We start from the raw sequence: 16662 nt of genomic DNA, 5'->3' as shown, positions 1-16662 counted from the left end.
GGCCCCGGGAACCCGCCCTTCGGGTAGGTCCGTTCCCGTCGGCCACCCGGACGGGCCGGCCGCCGGCCCCTTCAGCGCTCCGCCGCCCGCACACTCCTGAACACCCGGCCCTCAGCGGCGTCACCGGCTCCCCCACGCCCACCGGGCAGGGCGCTTCGCCGTCCGTCCGGGCTTCTCATCGCCCGTCGTCCGGCGTCTCGCCGTCCGGCACACCCCTGACCCGTGCCGTTGCGAACGCCGGCGCCTTCGCACCGCCGGTCACCGCGCCACCCCTGCCCCGACGTCGTGGCGGGTGGCTCCCCTCCCCGTACCACCGCGTCCTTGCCCCGGCCCTCCCGTCACTGCGCCATCGGGCCGGGCCCCGCGGCCGCGTACCTCCCCCTCTCAGGCAAGGCCGAGAAAGGTGGCGCATCCATGTCCACACTCCCCGTCCCACCCACGCTCACGGGCCGCGCGGGGCCACGCCCGGCCGCCCTCCGCCGCCGGTCCTTCCTCGGCCTCTCCCTCGGCGCCGGCGCGGGGCTCGCCCTGACGGCGTGCGGCGGGCAGGCGACGACCGCGCTGGGAAACGCCGCCTCCACCCTCAAATGGGGCTGGGCGCTGCCCAGTTCATGGGACCCGGTGACCTCGTCCGCGGGCTGGGACGTCCACGCGCTGTCGCTCGTGTACGCCGCCCTGACCAAGCTCGACCAGCACGGCGCCCCCGTGCCCGCGCTCGCGTCGTCCTGGCGGTACGACGAGGACGGCACCGCCGTGACGTTCACCCTGCGGCCCGGGCTCCGCTTCGGCGACGGAGGTGTACTGGACGCCGATGCCGTGAAGAAGAGCCTCGAACGGGGCCGCGACGACGAGAAGTCGCTGATCGCCTCCCAGCTCGTGGGTGTGAAGGACGTCATCGCGCTGGATTCGCGCACGGTGCGCCTGGAACTGGCCGCGCCCGACTACCAGATACCGGCCCTGCTCGCGGGCAAGACCGGCATGGTCGTGAACCCGCACGCGTTCGGCGAGGACGCGGGGTCGCTCGCCACCCGGCCCGACGGGGCGGGGCCGTACACCCTGCGGTCGTACGTCCAGAACTCGAAGGCGGTGCTGCGCCGCAACCCCCGCTACTGGGATGCCCGCAGCATCAGGATCCGCGACGTCGAGGTGTATCCGCTCCCCGAACCCTCCACCGTGGTGGCCGCGTTGACCTCGGGCCAGTACAACCTCGCGCAGATCCCGGGCAGCCAGGTCGAGGCGGCGACGGCGGCCGGGCTCAAGGTGCAGGTCATCGACTCCATGGTGGTCGCGGTCCTCGACGTGAACCTCGACAGGTCGCCCTTCACCCATCCCCAGGTGGCGCAGGCACTGAAGTACGCCCTGGACCGGAATGAGTTGCTGAAGACAGCGGCCTTCGGTCACGGACGCACCACCCGGCAGCCCTTCCCCGCCGGCTATGTCGGGCACGATCCGGCCCTGGAGCGGCTGTTCCCCTACGACCCGGCAAAGGCACGGCAGTTGGTGGAGTCCGCCGGGGCGGGCCGGGAGATCGCCCTGACCCTGTCCGCACAGAACGCGGAGGGCGTGCCCGAGGTCATCCAGGCACAGCTCGCGAAGGTCGGCATCAAGGCGTCCATCGAGACGGTCCCGACGGCCCGCGCCACCGAACTCGTCTACGTGCAGCGCAGCAAGTCCCTCTACGTGGACCAGTTCGCGGGACGGGAGTCCGCGACCCAGGCGTTCCAGGTCCTCTTCGGGAGGCAGGGGCTGATGAACCCGGCCCGCCGCAGCCCGGGTGAACTGGACGCGGCGATCGCCGCCGTCAGCCGGACACCCCTCGACTCACCCGGCTACCCCTCCGCACTGCGCAAGGCCACCGGCATCGCCGTCCGCACCATGCCGAACGTCTTCCTCTACACCGTGCCGCGCATCCTCGCCCGCACCGCGCAGGTCTCCCCCATTCCACCGTTCCCCGTCGTGCAGCGGTTCGAGGGGGTGACCGTCGCATGAGTGCTCAGCCGCTCGCGCCCCCGGCGCCCCGGGCCCCGGCATGGCGCGGCCGGTTCGCCCGTGCCCCGCGCTCCGCCGGCCGGGTGCTGGTCACGACCTGCACGGTCTTCGTCCTGGCCAGTGTCCTCACGTTCGCCCTGGGCGCGCTGTCCGGCGCGAACCCGGCCGCCGCGGTCCTCGGCGACACGGCGACCCCGGCCGACATCGCCAGGATGGAGCACCAGTTCGGCCTGGACCAGCCGCTGCCCCGTCAGTTCCTCGACTGGCTCGGGCACGCGCTGACGGGGAACCTCGGCACGTCCTGGTTCACCAGTGTGCCGGTCGCCGACAGTGTGCGACTGGCGCTGCCGGTCGACCTCTCGATCGCGGGGCTCGCGCTGCTGTTCGCCGTGGTACTCGGCGGCGGCGCGGGCATCACGGCCGCGCTGCACAGCGGCGGGCGCGTCGACCGGGCGGTCACGGTGGTGTGTTCCGTGCTGTCGACCCTGCCGCCGTTCCTCATCGGCATCGTGCTGATCGTGGTGTTCGCCGTGCAGTTCCGTGCCCTGCCGACCGGCGGGTACGTGCCGCTCGACCAGAGCGCCGGCGAATGGCTGCGGTACGCGCTGCTGCCCGCCTTCGCGCTCAGCCTCGACGCGGCGGCCTCCATCGCCCGGCAGTTGCGCACCTCGCTCGTCGGGGCGCTGCGCGAGAACTACGTCACGGGGGCGGAGATGCGCGGATTCACCGCACGCCGCGTGCTGTTCGGACACGTGCTGCGCAACGCGGCCGGACCGGCGCTGACCGTCCTCGGGATGAGCGTCCCGGTGATCCTCGGCGGCGCCGTCGTCACCGAGAAGATCTTCAACCTGCCGGGACTCGCCCAGCTCTCCCTCCAGGCGGCCCAGCAGCACGACATTCCGGTCATCCAGGGCACACTCCTGGTCACGGTCGCTGTCGTGCTGATCGCGAACCTCGCGGTCGACGCGGCGCTCGCCGCCCTCAACCCGGCGGCACGCGGCGGCAGCAGGCAGGGCCGGCGCCCGGAACGGCGGGACGCGTCATGAGGACACTGCGCCGCACACTCACCCGGCCGTCCGCCCGAGTGGCGCTCGGTGTGCTCCTGCTGATCGCCGTCGTGGCCGTCGCGGGCGGGGCACTGGCCCCGCACGATCCGCTGGGACAGCGGCCCGAGGACCTGCTCCAGGGCCCCGGCGGCCACCACCTGCTGGGCACCGACTACTTGGGCCGCGACGTGCTGAGCAGGGTGCTCGCGGGCACGGGCCCGTCGATTGTCGGCGCGCTGGAGGCCGTCGGATCCGCGCTGGTGCTCGGTGTGCTGCCAGGTCTCGCGTCCGTGTGGTTCGGCAGGAGTTTCGCGTGGGTGTCGCAGCGCACCGCCGACACCCTGATGATCATGCCGTTCACGGTGTTCGCCATCGCCGTGGTGGGGGTGCTGGGCAACGGTGTGCACCAGGCGATGCTCGCCCTCGGTCTCCTGTTCGCCCCGCTGTACTTCCGCGTCACCCGGGCCGCCGCGCTCGGCCTGCGGCAGGCACAGTACGTGGAGGCCGCCGAGCTGATGGGCGCGTCGCGGGGCTGGATCCTGCGGACCCACGTGTGGGGCAAGATCCTCCCGACGATCGCGGTGACGACGGCCCAGGCCATGGGGCAGGCGCTGCTGGTCGTCGCGTCGCTGACGTTCCTCGGCCTCGGGGTGCAGCCCCCGGCGCCCACCTGGGGCGGCATGCTCGCCTCCGATCTCGGCTACCTGTCGCAGCAGCCGTGGGCACCGCTGGTGCCCGGCGTGGCGATCATGATCACGGTCGGGGCCCTCAACCTGCTCGCGGACGCGATCCGGGACGCCTCCGCGCCCGGCGGGCGGGCCGGCACAAGCCGGCGGCGCTCCGCGCGGCGCACGGCGGTGGCGGCGCCCGCTCCCCCACGTCCGGTGGTGCTCCCCACCCCGGCAGCCGACGACGAGCCGGTGTCCCCGGCCCGTGAACAGGACGCGGACAGCCATGTCAGTACGGGCTGATGAGCGGCCGGTGCGACCCCGGCGGCCGGTGGAAACGGTGTTGTCCGTCGACGGGCTCGACGTGAGTGTCCCTTCGGGCGCTCGCGCCGTGCGCGACGTCTCGTTCACCGTGGCCGACGGGGAATCGGTCGGTCTGGTCGGCGAGTCCGGCAGCGGCAAGAGCCTCACCTGCCGCTCGGTGCTCGGTGTGCTGCCACCGGGCTGCGCGGTCACGGGCGGGCGCATCGGCCTGCCCGCGACCGGCGCCGACCTCACCGCGTACACCCGCGCGCAGTGGAACAGGGTGCGGGGCCGGGTGATCGGCGCGGTGTTCCAGGACCCGGCCTCCTACCTCAACCCCTCCCTCACCGTGGGGCGGCAACTCGCCGAGCAGCTCCGGGTGGGGCGCGGCCTCTCGCGTTCCTGGGCACGGGCCAGGGCGGTCGAACTCCTGGCCGCCGTAGGGCTGCACGAGCCCGACGAGGTGTACCGGCGCTACCCGCACGAGCTGTCCGGGGGCATGCTCCAGCGAGTCCTCATCGCGACCGCCGTCTCCTGCGAGCCCCGGCTGCTCGTCGCGGACGAAGCGACCACCGCGCTCGACGTCGTCGTCCAGGCGGAGATCCTGGAGCTGCTGAGGCGGCTGCGCGAGGACAGCGGGCTCGCCCTGCTGCTGGTCACCCACGACCTGGCAGTGGTCGCGGAGAACTGCGACCGTGTCCTCGTCATGTACGCGGGCGAGATCGTCGAGGAGGGCCCCACGACGCGGGTGCTCGCCGCACCGGCGCACCCGTACACCGAGGCCCTGCTGCGGGTCGCGTCCGTCGATCCGGCGGACCGGCGCGACCTTGCCGTCATCCCGGGCAGGCCGCCCGAGGCCGGTGCCGACCTGCCGGGCTGCCGGTTCGCGGAACGGTGCGCCCACGTCACGTCCGAGTGCACGGCGGGGCCCGTCGCCACGCGCACCTTCGAGGACGGGCGTACGGCCCGCTGCCTGCACCCCGTAAACCCCGACCGCGCGGCCCCGCCGCAGACCGGGCAGGCGACGGGCGCCACCACGTCGGCCCCCGCACCGAAAGGAGCGAGCGCGTGAGCACCGCACCCGCGTCGCGCGTGCTGTCCCCGCCACGGGAGCGGGCGGACGGGACGCTGCTGAGCATCGCAGGACTGTCCGTCTCGTACGGCACGCCGGCCGGCGGTGGCACGCGCCCGCGCGGCCCGGCCACCCGCGTACTGAGCGGCGTCGGCCTCACCGTGCGGGCCGGGGAGATCGTCGGGATCATCGGCGAGACCGGCTCCGGCAAGACGACCCTGGCCCGCGCCGCCGTCGGCCTCGTACGGCCGGAACCGGGCGCCCGCGTCCTCTTCGAGGGCCGCGACCTGGCCCGGACGCACGGCGCGGAACTGCGGGACTTCCGCCGCTCGGGACGGATGCAGTACATGTTCCAGGACCCGCTGCGCTCGCAGGACCCGGAACTGACGGTCCGCGCGGTCGTCGCCGAGCCGCTCGCCGCCGCGCGGACCGGCGACCGCCGCGAACGCGCGGCCCGCGCGGACGAGGCCCTGGGCCTCGTGGGCCTCGATCCCGTTCTCCAGGGCCCCCGGACCCCGGGCGAGCTGTCCGGCGGGCAGCGACAGCGCGTCTCGCTCGCCCGGGCCCTGGTGACCCGGCCGCGCCTGCTCATCACCGACGAGCCCGCCAGCGCCCTCGACGCGTCCAACCGCAACCTGGTGCTCGGACTGCTGGACCGGCTGCGCGCCGAACTCGGCCTCGCGGTGGTGGTGATCTCGCACGACCTCGGCTCGCTCGCGGGGATCGCCGACCGGGTGGCCGTGCTGTACCGGGGCCGCCTCGTCGAGGACGGTCCGGCGAACGGCGTGCTGAGCGCGCCGCGCCATCCGTACACGGCGCTGCTGACCGCGTCCGCGCCCAGGGTGGCGGGGACGCGAGGGCCCCGGCCCGCGCTGCTGCGGCCCGATCCGGACCGGGTGCCGTGGCCCGAGGACCGGGGCTGCGTGTTCGCGCCGCGCTGCCGCTTCGCGGGGCCGGAGTGCGTCGAGGAACCCACGGCCGAGCCGGTGCCCGGCGGGAACGGGAGCGAAGAGGTGCTGCCCGGCGGGCCGTCGACGGGCGGCGAAGTGAACGCGTCGGCAGGCGGCACGAGTTCGCGTGCCGCGCGTGGTCCGGCCTCCGGAGCGCCGGGGCGGGCCGTCCCGCACACCGTCGCGTGCCACCACGCGGCGAACTGGCGTACCCGGCTGGGCACATGACGTCCTCCGCCGGTCCACGCGTACGCCCGCCCCGGCGGTCGGCGGATGCGCGATCCCGGCCGGACGGGCAAGCGGCCGAGCCCCGTCACGACCGGCGACACGCGCGGCATCGCGCCCCGCAGCCCAGGTCCGCGACCGCGACCACGCACCACCCCGCCGCACCCGCACCCGCACCCGCACCCGCACCGATCGAGGTCCCATGAGCCGTGCCCGCTCCACCACCGACACACCACCCCTCAGGGGCGGGTCGCCCCCGCCCCTCGACCTCGGGCGGCTGCCCGCCGTCACCGCCGCCCTCGCCGAGCGGGCCGCGGAGCACGACCGCGACGCCACCTTCCCCTACGAGGGGTTCGCGCACGTCCACGCCGCAGGGCTGCTGACCGCGACGGTGGGCGCCCGGCACGGGGGCCCCGGCGCCTCACTCGCCGACACGGTCCGCATCCTGCGCGCGCTCGGCGCGGGCGACCCGGCCGTCGCCCTGGTGAGCGCGATGACCCTGTTCACCCATGCCGCCGAGGCCCGTACACCGAGCTGGCCCGGGGCCGCCTACGCGGAGCTCCTCGCCGCGTCGGCCGAAGGGCCCGCACTGGTCAACGCGTTGCGGGTGGAACCCCAACTCGGCAGCCCCGTACGCGGGGGCCTGCCCGCGACCACCGCCCGCAGGGACGGCGGGAACTGGCGGCTGACCGGGCGCAAGATCTACTCGACGGGCGCGGTGGGCCTCAGCCACCTGCTCGTCTTCGCAAGGACCGACGAGGACCCCGTGCGCGTCGGCTCGTTCGTCGTCAGGGCCGGCAGGCCCGGCCTCACCGTGGAGCCGACCTGGGACCATGTCGGTCTGCGCGCCAGCCGCAGCGACGACGTCGTCCTCGACTCCGTACGCGTACCGCTCGACGACGTGCTCCACCTCGCGCCGGCCGGTGACACCCCCGGCGCCCGCCCGGACGCGGTGACCGGCGCGTGGAACGCGCTCGGCCTGCCCGCCCTCTACCTCGGCGTCGCGCGCGCGGCCCTCGACTGGCTGACCGGCTTCCTGCACGAACGCGTGCCGACCGCGCTCGGCGCACCGCTCGCCACCCTGCCCCGGTTCCGGACGGCCGTCGGTGAGATCGAGGCGTCCCTGCTCGGTGCCGACACGCTGGTGGACACCTACGCCCGGCGCGTCGACGCGGGGGACGCGGAGGCGGCGCGGGAGGCGGGCGCCATCAAGGTGCTGGCGACCCGCGCGGCGATCAGCGCCGTGGAAGCGGCCGTCGCACTGACCGGCAACCACGGCCTGACCCGGGCCAACCCGCTCCAGCGCCACCACCGCGACGTGCTGTGCTCCCGCGTGCACACCCCGCAGGACGACTCCGTGCTCCTCGCCCTCGGCGGCGCGGTCCTCGACCGTGCCGCGCCCGGCTCCCCCGCCGCCACCTCGCACGGCACCCCGCCCGCCACCACATCCCGTACCCAGAAGGGGAACTGACCATGACCAGCACACCGACGACCAGCACGCCCGGAGCCGGCACACCCGCGCGGGACACACCGGCGCCCGGGGCGCCCAGCGACGCGCCGGCGGCCGGGGCCGCCGCTCCCACCACCGTCGAGTTCATCGGCATGATCGGCACCCAGCACGCCTCGGAGACCCACGCGCCGAGCGGTCCCGCCATCGACCGGGCCTACACCGCGCGCTTCGCCCGGGCCCACGAGGACGCGGGCTTCGACCGCATCCTCATCGGCTACAGCTCGGGGCGCCCCGACGGGGTGCAGGTCGCGGCATACGTGGCGGCACACACCGAGCGCCTCGGTCTGCTCGTCGCGCACCGGCCCGGGTTCATCGCGCCCACCCTGGCGGCCCGTACGTTCACGACGCTCGACCAGTTCACCGGCGGCCGGGTGGCCGTGCACATCATCACCGGCGGCAACGACACCGAGCAGCGCAGGGACGGCGACTTCCTGGACAAGGACGAGCGCTACGACCGCACGGACGAGTACCTGTCGATCGTGCGCCGCGCCTGGGCGTCGCCGGAACCGTTCAGCCACGAGGGCCGCCACTACCGCTTCGAGGACTACGCGAACGGGGTGCCACCGGTCCATGGCACCGGCATCCCGCTGTACTTCGGCGGATCCTCCGACGCCGCGTACCGCGTCGGCGGCAGGCACGCGGACACGTTCGCGCTGTGGGGCGAACCCCTCGCCGAGACGGCGGAGCAGATAGCCTCCGTACGCGCGGCGGCCGTTGAAGCCGGACGCGCCGGACGACCCGGTATCAGTGTGTCGTTCCGGCCGATCCTCGGCGCCACCGAGGAGCTCGCCTGGGAGCGGGCACACCGCATCCTCGACACCATCAAGTCCGGTTCCGGGCGGGCGTTCTTCGACCAGGCGCGGCGCGGCCCGCAGCTCGGGGCGCCGCAGAACGCCGGCTCGCGGCGGCTGCTCGCCGCCGCCGCGAAGGGCGACCTGCACGATCGCGCGCTGTGGACACCGACCGCCTCGGCGACGGGCGCGGGCGGCAACACCACCGCCCTCGTGGGGACTCCGGAGACGGTGGCACGGGCCCTGCTCGACTACGTCGACATCGGCGCGACGACCCTCCTGATCCGGGGATACGACCCCCTGGACGACGCCATCGACTACGGCCGGCACCTGCTGCCGCTCGTCCGCCAGGAGCTGGCGCACCGCGCGGCAACCGCGGCGCGGCCCGCCACCGCGGGGAGCACCCGATGACCGTGACGTCCTCCCCCGCGCGCGCCGGCTGGCACCCGCCGGCGGGCATCGCCCCGCGCGGCACCCTGCTCGTCCTGCCCGGCCGGGGTGAACACCCGCTGGTGTACGAGCGGTTCGGCAGGCGCCTCGCCTTCGACGGCTATGTGGTGCACGCGGTCCCCGTCCGTCCCGAGGACGGGCCGGCCGAGGTGCTGGCCGCCGCGCACACGGCGGCGGGACCCGACCCGGTGGCACCCGTCGTCCTCGTGGGCTCCGACACGGGGGCGCTCCAGGCCCTGCACGCCGCCGCCTCGCGCGAGTCCGCGCCGCGGATCGACGCCGTGGTGGCGGCGGGTACCGCGCCCACCGGGCCCGGCGGCACACGGCACAGGGACGCCGGCTGGGACGCCGAACTGGCCGCCCGTACGTCCTGCCCGACGCACCGGGCGCGGCTGAGCGGTGACGAGGTGTTCGTACGCGGGGGCCTCGCCGACCCGGTGCCGGACTCGCTGCGCGCCGAGGCGGTGCCCGGGGTCCCCGTCCTGCTGCTGCACGGCGACGCGGACCCGGTCACCCCCCTGGAGGAGGCGGTGCGGCGGGCCGGGCGCCTGCCGGGCGCCGCGCTCGGTGTGGTGCACGGCGGGGTGCACGACACCCTCAACGACATCACGCACCGCACCACGGCGGCCACGGTCGTGCTCTGGCTGGAGCGGCTGCGCGCGAACGGCGCGGCACGGCCGCTGCTCACCCTCACCGACGCATGAAGGCGGCCGGCCCGCGCCGCCGCCAGGACCCGCCCGCACCGTCCTCCTCGAAGGGAAGAAGCGGCATGACCGTCTCCGCGCAGCACTCCCCCGCCGCCCGTGAGCACAGCACGCGCGACACCGCGACCCGCGACACCCCGGGCCGTGAGACCGCGACCCGTGACCGCACAGCCCGTGAGAGCACCACCCGCGAGCACCCCGTCCGCGAGGCGGCGGGGCAGGAGGCCGCCTCGCCCGGTCATCGCCCACCGGCCACCGGTCCGGGCGGGCACAGCGGTGCGGTCCTGCGGCGCACGCTGCGGCGCCACGCGTCGGGTGTCACGGTGATCACCGTGCCGGGCCCCGCCGGTTTCACCGCGACGTCGTTCACCTCGGTCTCGCTCGACCCGGCACTCGTCTCGTTCTGCCTGGGGCTCACGGCCTCGACGGTTGCGGCGGTCCGCGCGGCGGACCGGTTCGCCGTCCATGTGCTCGGCACGGCCGACACGGCGCTCGCGACGCGGTTCGCGCGCAGCGGCGTCGACCGCTTCGCGGGCGCGTCCTGGACGGTGGGTGAGGACGGGCTGCCGCTCCTCGACGGCGTACCCGCGTGGCTCACCGCGAAGGTGACCCTGCGTCAGGTGGTCGGCGACCACCTGCTGGTGGTGGGCGAGGTCGAGCGGGGCGGCGGCCATCACTCGGGTCCCGCGCTCGTGCACCACGACGGCGCGTTCGCCGCGCTCGCCCCGCTCCCACCGGAGCCCGGCCGCTGACGCACAGCGGCGCCCGCGGCCGTCGCACGCGGCGGACCACGCGGGGCCGGGGATCGCCCGGCCCCGCCCGGCGCTCAGTGCGCGGTCCAGCCACCGTCCAGCGGCAGCGACGAGCCGGTGATGAACGACGCCTGCTCCGTGCACAGGTACGCGAGGGCCTCGGCGACCTCCTCGGGCTCCAGCAGCCGCTTGAGCGCCGTGTCCGTGAGCATCACCTCGCGCACCACGCGCTCCGCCGGGATGCCGTGCGCCGCGGCCTGGTCCGCGATCTGCCGCTCCACCAGCGGCGTGCGTACGTAGGCGGGGTTGACGCAGTTGGAGGTCACCCCGTGGGCCGCGCCTTCAAGCGCGGCGGTCTTCGACAGCCCCTCCAGGCCGTGCTTGGCGGCCACGTACGCGGACTTGTAGGGCGAGGCACGCAGCCCGTGCACCGAGGAGATGTTGACGATCCGGCCCCACCCGGACGCGTACATGTGCGGGAGCGCGCCCTTGATGAGCCGGAACGGCGCCTCCAGCATCACCGTGAGCACGGTGTGGAAGACCTCGCCGGGGAACTCCTCGATGGGTTTCACCAGTTGCAGCCCGGCGTTGTTGACGAGGATGTCCGCGCCGGCCGCCGCGCGTTCGGCGGCGTCGAGGTCGGTGAGGTCGAGCACCTCGGCCGCCAGGCTCCCGTCACCGCCGGCGGCGTACGCGGCGGTCAGCGCGTCGAGCCCCGCCGCGTCCCGGTCCAGCGCCCTGACTCTCGCCCCGGCGGCGGCGAGCCGCAGCGCGCAGGACCTGCCGATGCCGCTCGCGGCACCGGTGACGAGGGCGGTGCGGCCCCGCAGGTCGAGACCGGCGAGGCCGCCCGGGCGGCCTGAGGGGTGGGGGGCGGTGCCGCTCGCGTCGGTCTGCGTCATGCGCCCAGCCTAGGCCCGAGGATCAAGGACCGTTCCGGGGCGGGCATCACGGCCTGTTCCGGGACGGGGACCACGAGCTCCTCCGGGCCGGGCACCGCGTGCGGCGTGGGCCGGCCGGTGCCGGTCAGCCGGTCGCCGGCTCGAACCAGGTGGGCGCCTCGGCGAGCGCCTGCTTGAGGCGGAACAGTGCGAAGTCCCGCAACTGGGGCAGCGAGTCGACCTGGAACCAGGCCACTTCCAGGGACTCCTCGTCATTCACGCGCGCCTCGCCCCCGACCGCCCGGCAGGCGAAGGTGATGTCCATGAACTGGCACACGTCGCCGTTCGGGTACGTGATGGGCCGTCGCGTCGCGTGCACCGAGACGACGCGTTCCGTCTCGCAGTGCACGCCCGTCTCCTCGTACACCTCGCGCACCGCGGCGGCGGCGGGCTGTTCACCCGGCTCGGGGATGCCCGCGATGAGCGCCCATTCGCCGTTGTCCGCGCGGCGGCCCAGCAGTACCCGTCCGTCGTCGTCGAAGACGATCGCGGTGACTCCGGGCAGCAGAAGCAGCTGGTGACCGGCGCCGGTCCGGATGTCCTTGATGAAGTCAGGTGTTCCCATGCCGCCCGACCCTACGGCCCGCCCCCGCGGCCCCGTGCGAACAGGTCAGGCGTCGGACGCCGCCGCACCGCTGCGCCGGGCCCGTACGGTACGCACCACCACGAGGACGACGCCCGCGGCGCCGACCGCGACGAGCAGCCACTCGGGACCGGTACCGAGCCGCGTCGCCGGGGTGAGCGACGTGCGCAGCGGGACCTTCTCCTCCAGGATGGCCGGCGTGAACATGCCGCTGCGCTGGGCGACGGTGCCGTCGGGGCGGATGATCGCGCTGACACCGCTGGTGGTCGGGACGACGACGGCGCGGCTGTGCTCCACCGCGCGCACCTGGTCCATGGCGAGCTGCTGGTACGTCATCTCGCTGCGGTCGAAGGTCGCGTTGTTGCTGGGTACGGCGAGGATCTCGGCACCCGCCGTGACCGGGTCGCGCACGTCGTTGTCGAAGGCCGCCTCGTAGCAGGTGGCGAAGCCGACCTTGATGCCCGCCATGGTGAACACGCCGACCTTGGTGCCCGGGGTGAAGTCCTCGCGGACCAGGTCGACGTCCTTGCTGAACTTCTCCGCGATGGAGCGCATCGGCATGTACTCGCCGAACGGCTGGATGTGGCGCTTCTCGTAGATCGCGCCGGGGCCGCTCGTGGGGCTCCAGTTGATGAGCGTGTTGTAGAGCTTCCCGTCGGGCCCCGGGTTCTGCACGAGGGTGCCGACCTCGGTGGGCACCCCGATGGCCTTCACCGCGGCGTCGATGGTCAGGCGCGCGCCCTCGTCATGCAGCGGGTCAATGTCCGAGGAGTTCTCCGGCCACAGCACGATGTCGGGCTTCGGCCGCTTGCCCGCCTTGACCTCCGCGGCGAGCTTGAGGGTCTGCCGTGCGTGGTTGTCGAGCACGGCGGCGCGCTGGGAGTTGAAGTCGAGGCCCATGCGCGGCACGTTGCCCTGGATCGCGGCGACGGTGGCGGAGCCCTTCTCGGGGGTGTTCGACACCAGGGGCAGCGCCGCGAACGCGCCCGCGAGGGGCGCGAGGACGGTGACGGCCGCGGCGGTCACCGCCCCCCGCGGCACCACCTTGGTCCTGCGGTACGCGACGGCCTGGCGGACGGCCTCGGCGAGTCCGAAGCCGCACAGGACGACGGCGAAGCTCAGCAGGGGCGTGCCGCCGACGGCGGCGAGGGGCAGGAACACGCCGTCCGCCTGGCCGAAGGCGATCTTTCCCCAGGAGAAGCCGCCGAACGGGAACCGGGACCTGGCGGCCTCCCCGGCGATCCACATCCCGGCCGCCCACAGCGGCCATACGGGCAGCCTGCTGACGGCCGCGATGCCCAGACCGGCGAAGCCCATGAACACCGCCTCGGCGACGGACAGCGCGATCCAGGGGAAGGACCCCACTTCGACGCTCGTCCACACCAGCAGCGGCAGCAGGAACGCGAGTCCCCCGAGCAGGCCGAGGCCGAAGCCGGCCCGCAGCCTGCGTCCGTACAGGCTCCAGCCGTACAGCGCGAGGCCGGGCAGGGCGAGGAACCACAGGGGGCGCGGCGGGAAGCTCGCGTACAGCAGGAGCCCCCCGGCGACCGCGGCGGCCGGTCTGGCCAGCCGGGCCGGCAAGCGCTGTTTGGCGGTGGCGGGAGCCGGGGCGGGCTCGGGCTGCGGGGTCTCGACCGACGTTACGGTGGCGCTCACCCTCGGGAGTGTACGGCGCGTAGTTGTGTGGACGTCAGCCGAGCACGGTGGGGCTCGTGGGGTGTCCGGGGCGTGGGTCTTCTTGTTCGAGCGTTCTTTCCTTCGCACGGTATGCACGCGCCGGGGAGAGAAGCCGTTACGGTGTCGCCAGTCTTCGACGGGGGGTCGAGGGATTGGCAGCGACACAGGAGAGACCTGCCGTCTCCGGGCGCGGCGGGGCGCCCGGATCGGTGGGGGTCGTCGTGCCCGGCTGTTGTGCCGTATGGGCGCTGATCAGCGCGGCGGCGGGCAACGGCAGGCCGGAGGGGGTCCTGCTCGCGGTGCTCGCCGTGGTGGCGGGATACGCGTGCGGGCGGATCAGCGGATCGCTCGTGCCGGTCGCCGCGGCCGCGAGCGCGTCGCTGACGCTGCTCGCGCTGGCCGTGGTCACCGCGCGGGCCCTGCGCCCGGACCATCTGGGCGAGGTCGCGGCGCTGCTGGCGCTGGCCGCGGGCGCGGCCTGCTGCGCGGCCCGGGCCGTCACCACGGGGCCGTGGGCCTGGCCGCTGCGGCTCCTGGTCGCGGCGGTGATCGCCGAAGCCGTCGCGCTGGGCTCGACCGGTGGCTGTGTGGCCGCCGTCGCCGTGACACTGAGCGCGCTGGCCGTACGGGAGCGGTCGGGCGGGCGGGTCCGCGGCCTGGCGCTGGCGGTGTTCGGGCTCGTCGCGGCGGCGGCGGTGGGCGGCACCTGGGCTCTCGCGCGCGGCGAGCCGGCGCCGGGCGGCGCGGTGTCCGCGCAGCGGGTCGCGCTGTGGCGCGACGCGGCGGCCATCGCCGCCGGGCATCCGGTGTTCGGTGCGGGTCCCGGCCGCTTCGCGGAGCTGAGCCCGGCCGCCGCGCTGTCGGTGCCGCCGGACGACAGCCCTCACTCGGCGGCGCTCCAGGAGGCGGCGGAACAGGGCGTGGTCGGTCTCGCCCTGCTGGCCTGCGGATACGGCTGGCTGCTGTACGGGCTCGCGCGCTCGCCGTGCGCGACGCCCGTCGCGGTGGCGGCGGGCGCGTCGCTGACGAGCCTCGCGGTCCTTGCGACGGTCAGCGACGCCCTGAGCTTCGCGCCGGTGACGGCGGCGGCGGGCGTCCTCGCCGGCCTGGCCACGACGAACCGGGCGGGCGCTGCGCCGTACGGGTGACGCGCGGACCCTCACGGCCCGGGCCGTCCAGGGCGGGCGGGGATGGATAAGGCGCGAGGGGACGACGTGCGGGGCTCAGGCGACGAGCGGTTGGAGGGACACGCCCGGGCTCGGCGCGTGCGTTCACGGGCGCGTCCCGCCCGGTGCGTTCACGGGCGCGTCCCGCCCCGGTGTGTGCGGCTCGGCGTCTTCGGCACGGGGGCACGGGAGGCGGGATGGGAGCAGCCGGCTTCGCGGCGCGCCGCGACTCGATCCGCTGCCGGCCCGCCCGCCCTACGCGGCGGCGCGCCCTCCGCGGCAGCGGGCGCGCAGGATGCGTACGGCCGACTGGGCGTCGTCCACCGTCACGGTGAAGTCGCGCCCGTCCCGCATGCGCAGCACCAGGCCCTCGCCCCGGCGCACCACCACCGCGGTGCCCTTCTCCGGCAGCCAGCGGTATCCCCAGCCGCCCCACTGGTGCGGTGTCACGCGCGGTGCGAAGTCCGCGTCGACGACCTGCGCGAGCGGGATGCGCCGGCGCGGCACGCCCATGTGCCCGCACCGCACCTCCAGGCACTCCTCGTCGATCCGTACACCGACATGCACGAAGGCGAGCGTGCCGAACAGCACCAGCAGCCCGGCGGCGAAGCAGCCGATGATCGCGATCAGCAGGGCGGCGACCCCTGAGGTCCAGTTCGCGTTGACGACCAGCCCGACGCCCAGCGCGATGCACCCGGCCCCGCAGGCGGCCAGCAGCCACTGCACACGGTTCCTCGCCCGGCCCGACCACATCTCGGTCAGGTTCGTCGCGGCGTCGGCGGGGGCGCCGTCGTGCCGTGAGTGCTCCGTCATGGCATGCAGCGTACCCAGATTCCGGAAGAACGGGGCCCTTGGAGGGGGCCGGGACACACCGTTCCCGGGGGCCGGAGAGGGCCCGGGCCGTACCGGGCGGCCGACGGTCGGGGCGCCGGTGACCGCAGGCGGTCGGTGGCCGGGGTCCACCGCTCGCCGCAAGGAGCCGGGCCACGGACGGAGCCCGCCCCCGCGTCAGCCCGGCTGGCCCACCATGGCGAGCAGCAGGCCCTCGGGGTAGCCGAGCGCCGCCCGGGGCAGTTCGGCGTCCCGGCCGCTCGCGAGGACGGCAGGCGGGCCCGCCGGGGCCGCCTCGGGATCCGGTTCGAGTCCCGCCCTGCGCAGTGCCTGGGTCGCGACAGCGCCCGCCGAGCCGTACAGCAGGGTGCCGGGAGCGACGGCCGCGGCGATCCGTTCCCGTACGAGTTCGTAGTGGGTGCAGCCGAGCACCAGCGCCCGGACGTCGCGCGGGGTGAGCGCGGCGGCGGCGGCGACAGCCTTGTCGATCGCCTCGTCGTCGGCGTGCTCGACCGCGTCCGCGAGACCGGGGCACGGCACCTCGGTGACGTCGGCGCCCGCGCCGAAGTCGGCGATCAGTCCCCGCTGGTAGGGGCTGCCGGTGGTCGCCGGGGTCGCCCACACGGCGATCCGGCCGCCGCCCGCCGCCGCGGGCTTGATCGCGGGGACCGTACCGACGACCGGCAGACCGGGCTCGAACGCGGCGCGCAACGCGGGCAGGGCGTGCACCGACGCGGTGTTGCAGGCGACGATCAGCGCGACGGGCCGGTGCTCGGCGGCGGCGCGGGCCACGGCGAGCGCCCGCGCGGTGACGTCCTGCGGGGTGCGGGGGCCCCACGGCATACCGTCGGGATCATGGGAGAGAACGAGCTCGGCGTCCGGCCGCAGCCCCCGTACAGCGGCCGCCGCCGCGAGCAGCCCGATGCCGGAGTCCATGAGCGCGATCTTCACGACGCCACCCTAGTCGACCGTGACCGCCCGGCCCCGGTGGGGCAGACTGCGGC

Annotated in this window: 14 protein-coding genes and 1 pseudogene; 10 read left to right on the top strand and 5 right to left on the bottom strand. The window is 75.1% G+C overall.

Annotated features, from left to right (window positions below; all coding sequences use genetic code 11):
- Window positions 1-414: 414 nt before the first annotated feature.
- The 9 genes and pseudogenes from OG310_RS31555 (at window position 415) to OG310_RS31515 (ending at window position 10460) form a co-directional block, all read left to right on the top strand.
- On the top strand, window positions 415-1989 hold the full coding sequence (locus OG310_RS31555; RefSeq protein WP_329459244.1) for an ABC transporter substrate-binding protein: 1575 nt from the start codon (window positions 415-417) through the stop codon (window positions 1987-1989).
- Window positions 1986-3035 carry an ABC transporter permease gene (locus OG310_RS31550; protein ID WP_329459243.1) on the top strand — a complete coding sequence of 350 codons (1050 nt, stop codon included), beginning with the start codon at window positions 1986-1988 and terminating at the stop codon, window positions 3033-3035. Before OG310_RS31555 ends, OG310_RS31550 begins: the two co-directional genes overlap by 4 nt.
- Entirely contained in the window at window positions 3032-4006 is a 975-nt protein-coding gene (locus tag OG310_RS31545) for an ABC transporter permease (RefSeq protein ID WP_329459242.1), read from the top strand. Before OG310_RS31550 ends, OG310_RS31545 begins: the two co-directional genes overlap by 4 nt.
- Window positions 3990-4991, top strand: a pseudogene (locus tag OG310_RS31540) (ABC transporter ATP-binding protein); the annotation flags it as partial. The gene OG310_RS31545 and the pseudogene OG310_RS31540, both read left to right, overlap by 17 nt.
- Before the next feature lie 83 nt (window positions 4992-5074).
- The gene (locus tag OG310_RS31535; protein WP_329459240.1) at window positions 5075-6256 is read left to right on the top strand and encodes an ABC transporter ATP-binding protein; all 1182 of its coding nucleotides are present in this window, start codon (window positions 5075-5077) and stop codon (window positions 6254-6256) included.
- Between the two features lie 199 nt (window positions 6257-6455).
- Window positions 6456-7724: an acyl-CoA dehydrogenase family protein gene (locus OG310_RS31530; protein ID WP_329459239.1), complete on the top strand. Its 1269-nt coding sequence runs from the start codon at window positions 6456-6458 to the stop codon at window positions 7722-7724.
- Between the two features lie 131 nt (window positions 7725-7855).
- Entirely contained in the window at window positions 7856-8965 is a 1110-nt protein-coding gene (locus OG310_RS31525; RefSeq protein ID WP_329460480.1) for an LLM class flavin-dependent oxidoreductase, read from the top strand.
- Entirely contained in the window at window positions 8962-9708 is a 747-nt protein-coding gene (locus tag OG310_RS31520) for an alpha/beta hydrolase (RefSeq protein ID WP_329459238.1), read from the top strand. The genes OG310_RS31525 and OG310_RS31520 overlap by 4 nt, the downstream gene beginning before the upstream one ends.
- A gap of 65 nt (window positions 9709-9773) precedes the next feature.
- Entirely contained in the window at window positions 9774-10460 is a 687-nt protein-coding gene (locus tag OG310_RS31515) for a flavin reductase family protein (protein WP_329459236.1), read from the top strand.
- A gap of 74 nt (window positions 10461-10534) precedes the next feature.
- Here the strand turns inward: OG310_RS31515 and OG310_RS31510 are convergent, their stop codons facing one another.
- The 3 genes from OG310_RS31510 to lnt all read right to left on the bottom strand — a co-directional run bounded on the left by OG310_RS31510 (window position 10535) and on the right by lnt (window position 13640).
- On the bottom strand, window positions 10535-11362 hold the full coding sequence (locus tag OG310_RS31510) for a 3-hydroxybutyrate dehydrogenase (RefSeq protein ID WP_329459235.1): 828 nt from the start codon (window positions 11360-11362) through the stop codon (window positions 10535-10537).
- A 124-nt stretch (window positions 11363-11486) separates the two neighbouring features.
- Window positions 11487-11966: an NUDIX hydrolase gene (locus OG310_RS31505; protein WP_329459234.1), complete on the bottom strand. Its 480-nt coding sequence runs from the start codon at window positions 11964-11966 to the stop codon at window positions 11487-11489.
- Between the two features lie 45 nt (window positions 11967-12011).
- Window positions 12012-13640: an apolipoprotein N-acyltransferase gene (gene lnt, locus OG310_RS31500; protein WP_329459233.1), complete on the bottom strand. Its 1629-nt coding sequence runs from the start codon at window positions 13638-13640 to the stop codon at window positions 12012-12014.
- Between the two features lie 173 nt (window positions 13641-13813).
- Here lnt and OG310_RS31495 point away from each other — a divergent pair, with 173 nt between their 5' ends.
- The gene (locus tag OG310_RS31495; protein ID WP_329459232.1) at window positions 13814-14809 is read left to right on the top strand and encodes an O-antigen ligase family protein; all 996 of its coding nucleotides are present in this window, start codon (window positions 13814-13816) and stop codon (window positions 14807-14809) included.
- A gap of 273 nt (window positions 14810-15082) precedes the next feature.
- Here OG310_RS31495 and OG310_RS31490 read toward each other — a convergent pair whose 3' ends face one another.
- Together OG310_RS31490 and OG310_RS31485 are read right to left on the bottom strand one after the other, a co-directional pair.
- Complete coding sequence (locus OG310_RS31490) at window positions 15083-15640, bottom strand: hypothetical protein (protein WP_329459231.1); 558 nt, start codon at window positions 15638-15640, stop codon at window positions 15083-15085.
- 195 nt (window positions 15641-15835) lie between these two features.
- On the bottom strand, window positions 15836-16609 hold the full coding sequence (locus OG310_RS31485; protein WP_329459230.1) for a glutamate racemase: 774 nt from the start codon (window positions 16607-16609) through the stop codon (window positions 15836-15838).
- Between the last annotated feature and the right edge of the window lie 53 nt (window positions 16610-16662).

Source organism: Streptomyces sp. NBC_01497, from assembly GCF_036250695.1.
GTDB lineage: Bacteria > Actinomycetota > Actinomycetes > Streptomycetales > Streptomycetaceae > Streptomyces.
This window is presented reverse-complemented; position numbering and strand designations above follow the sequence as displayed.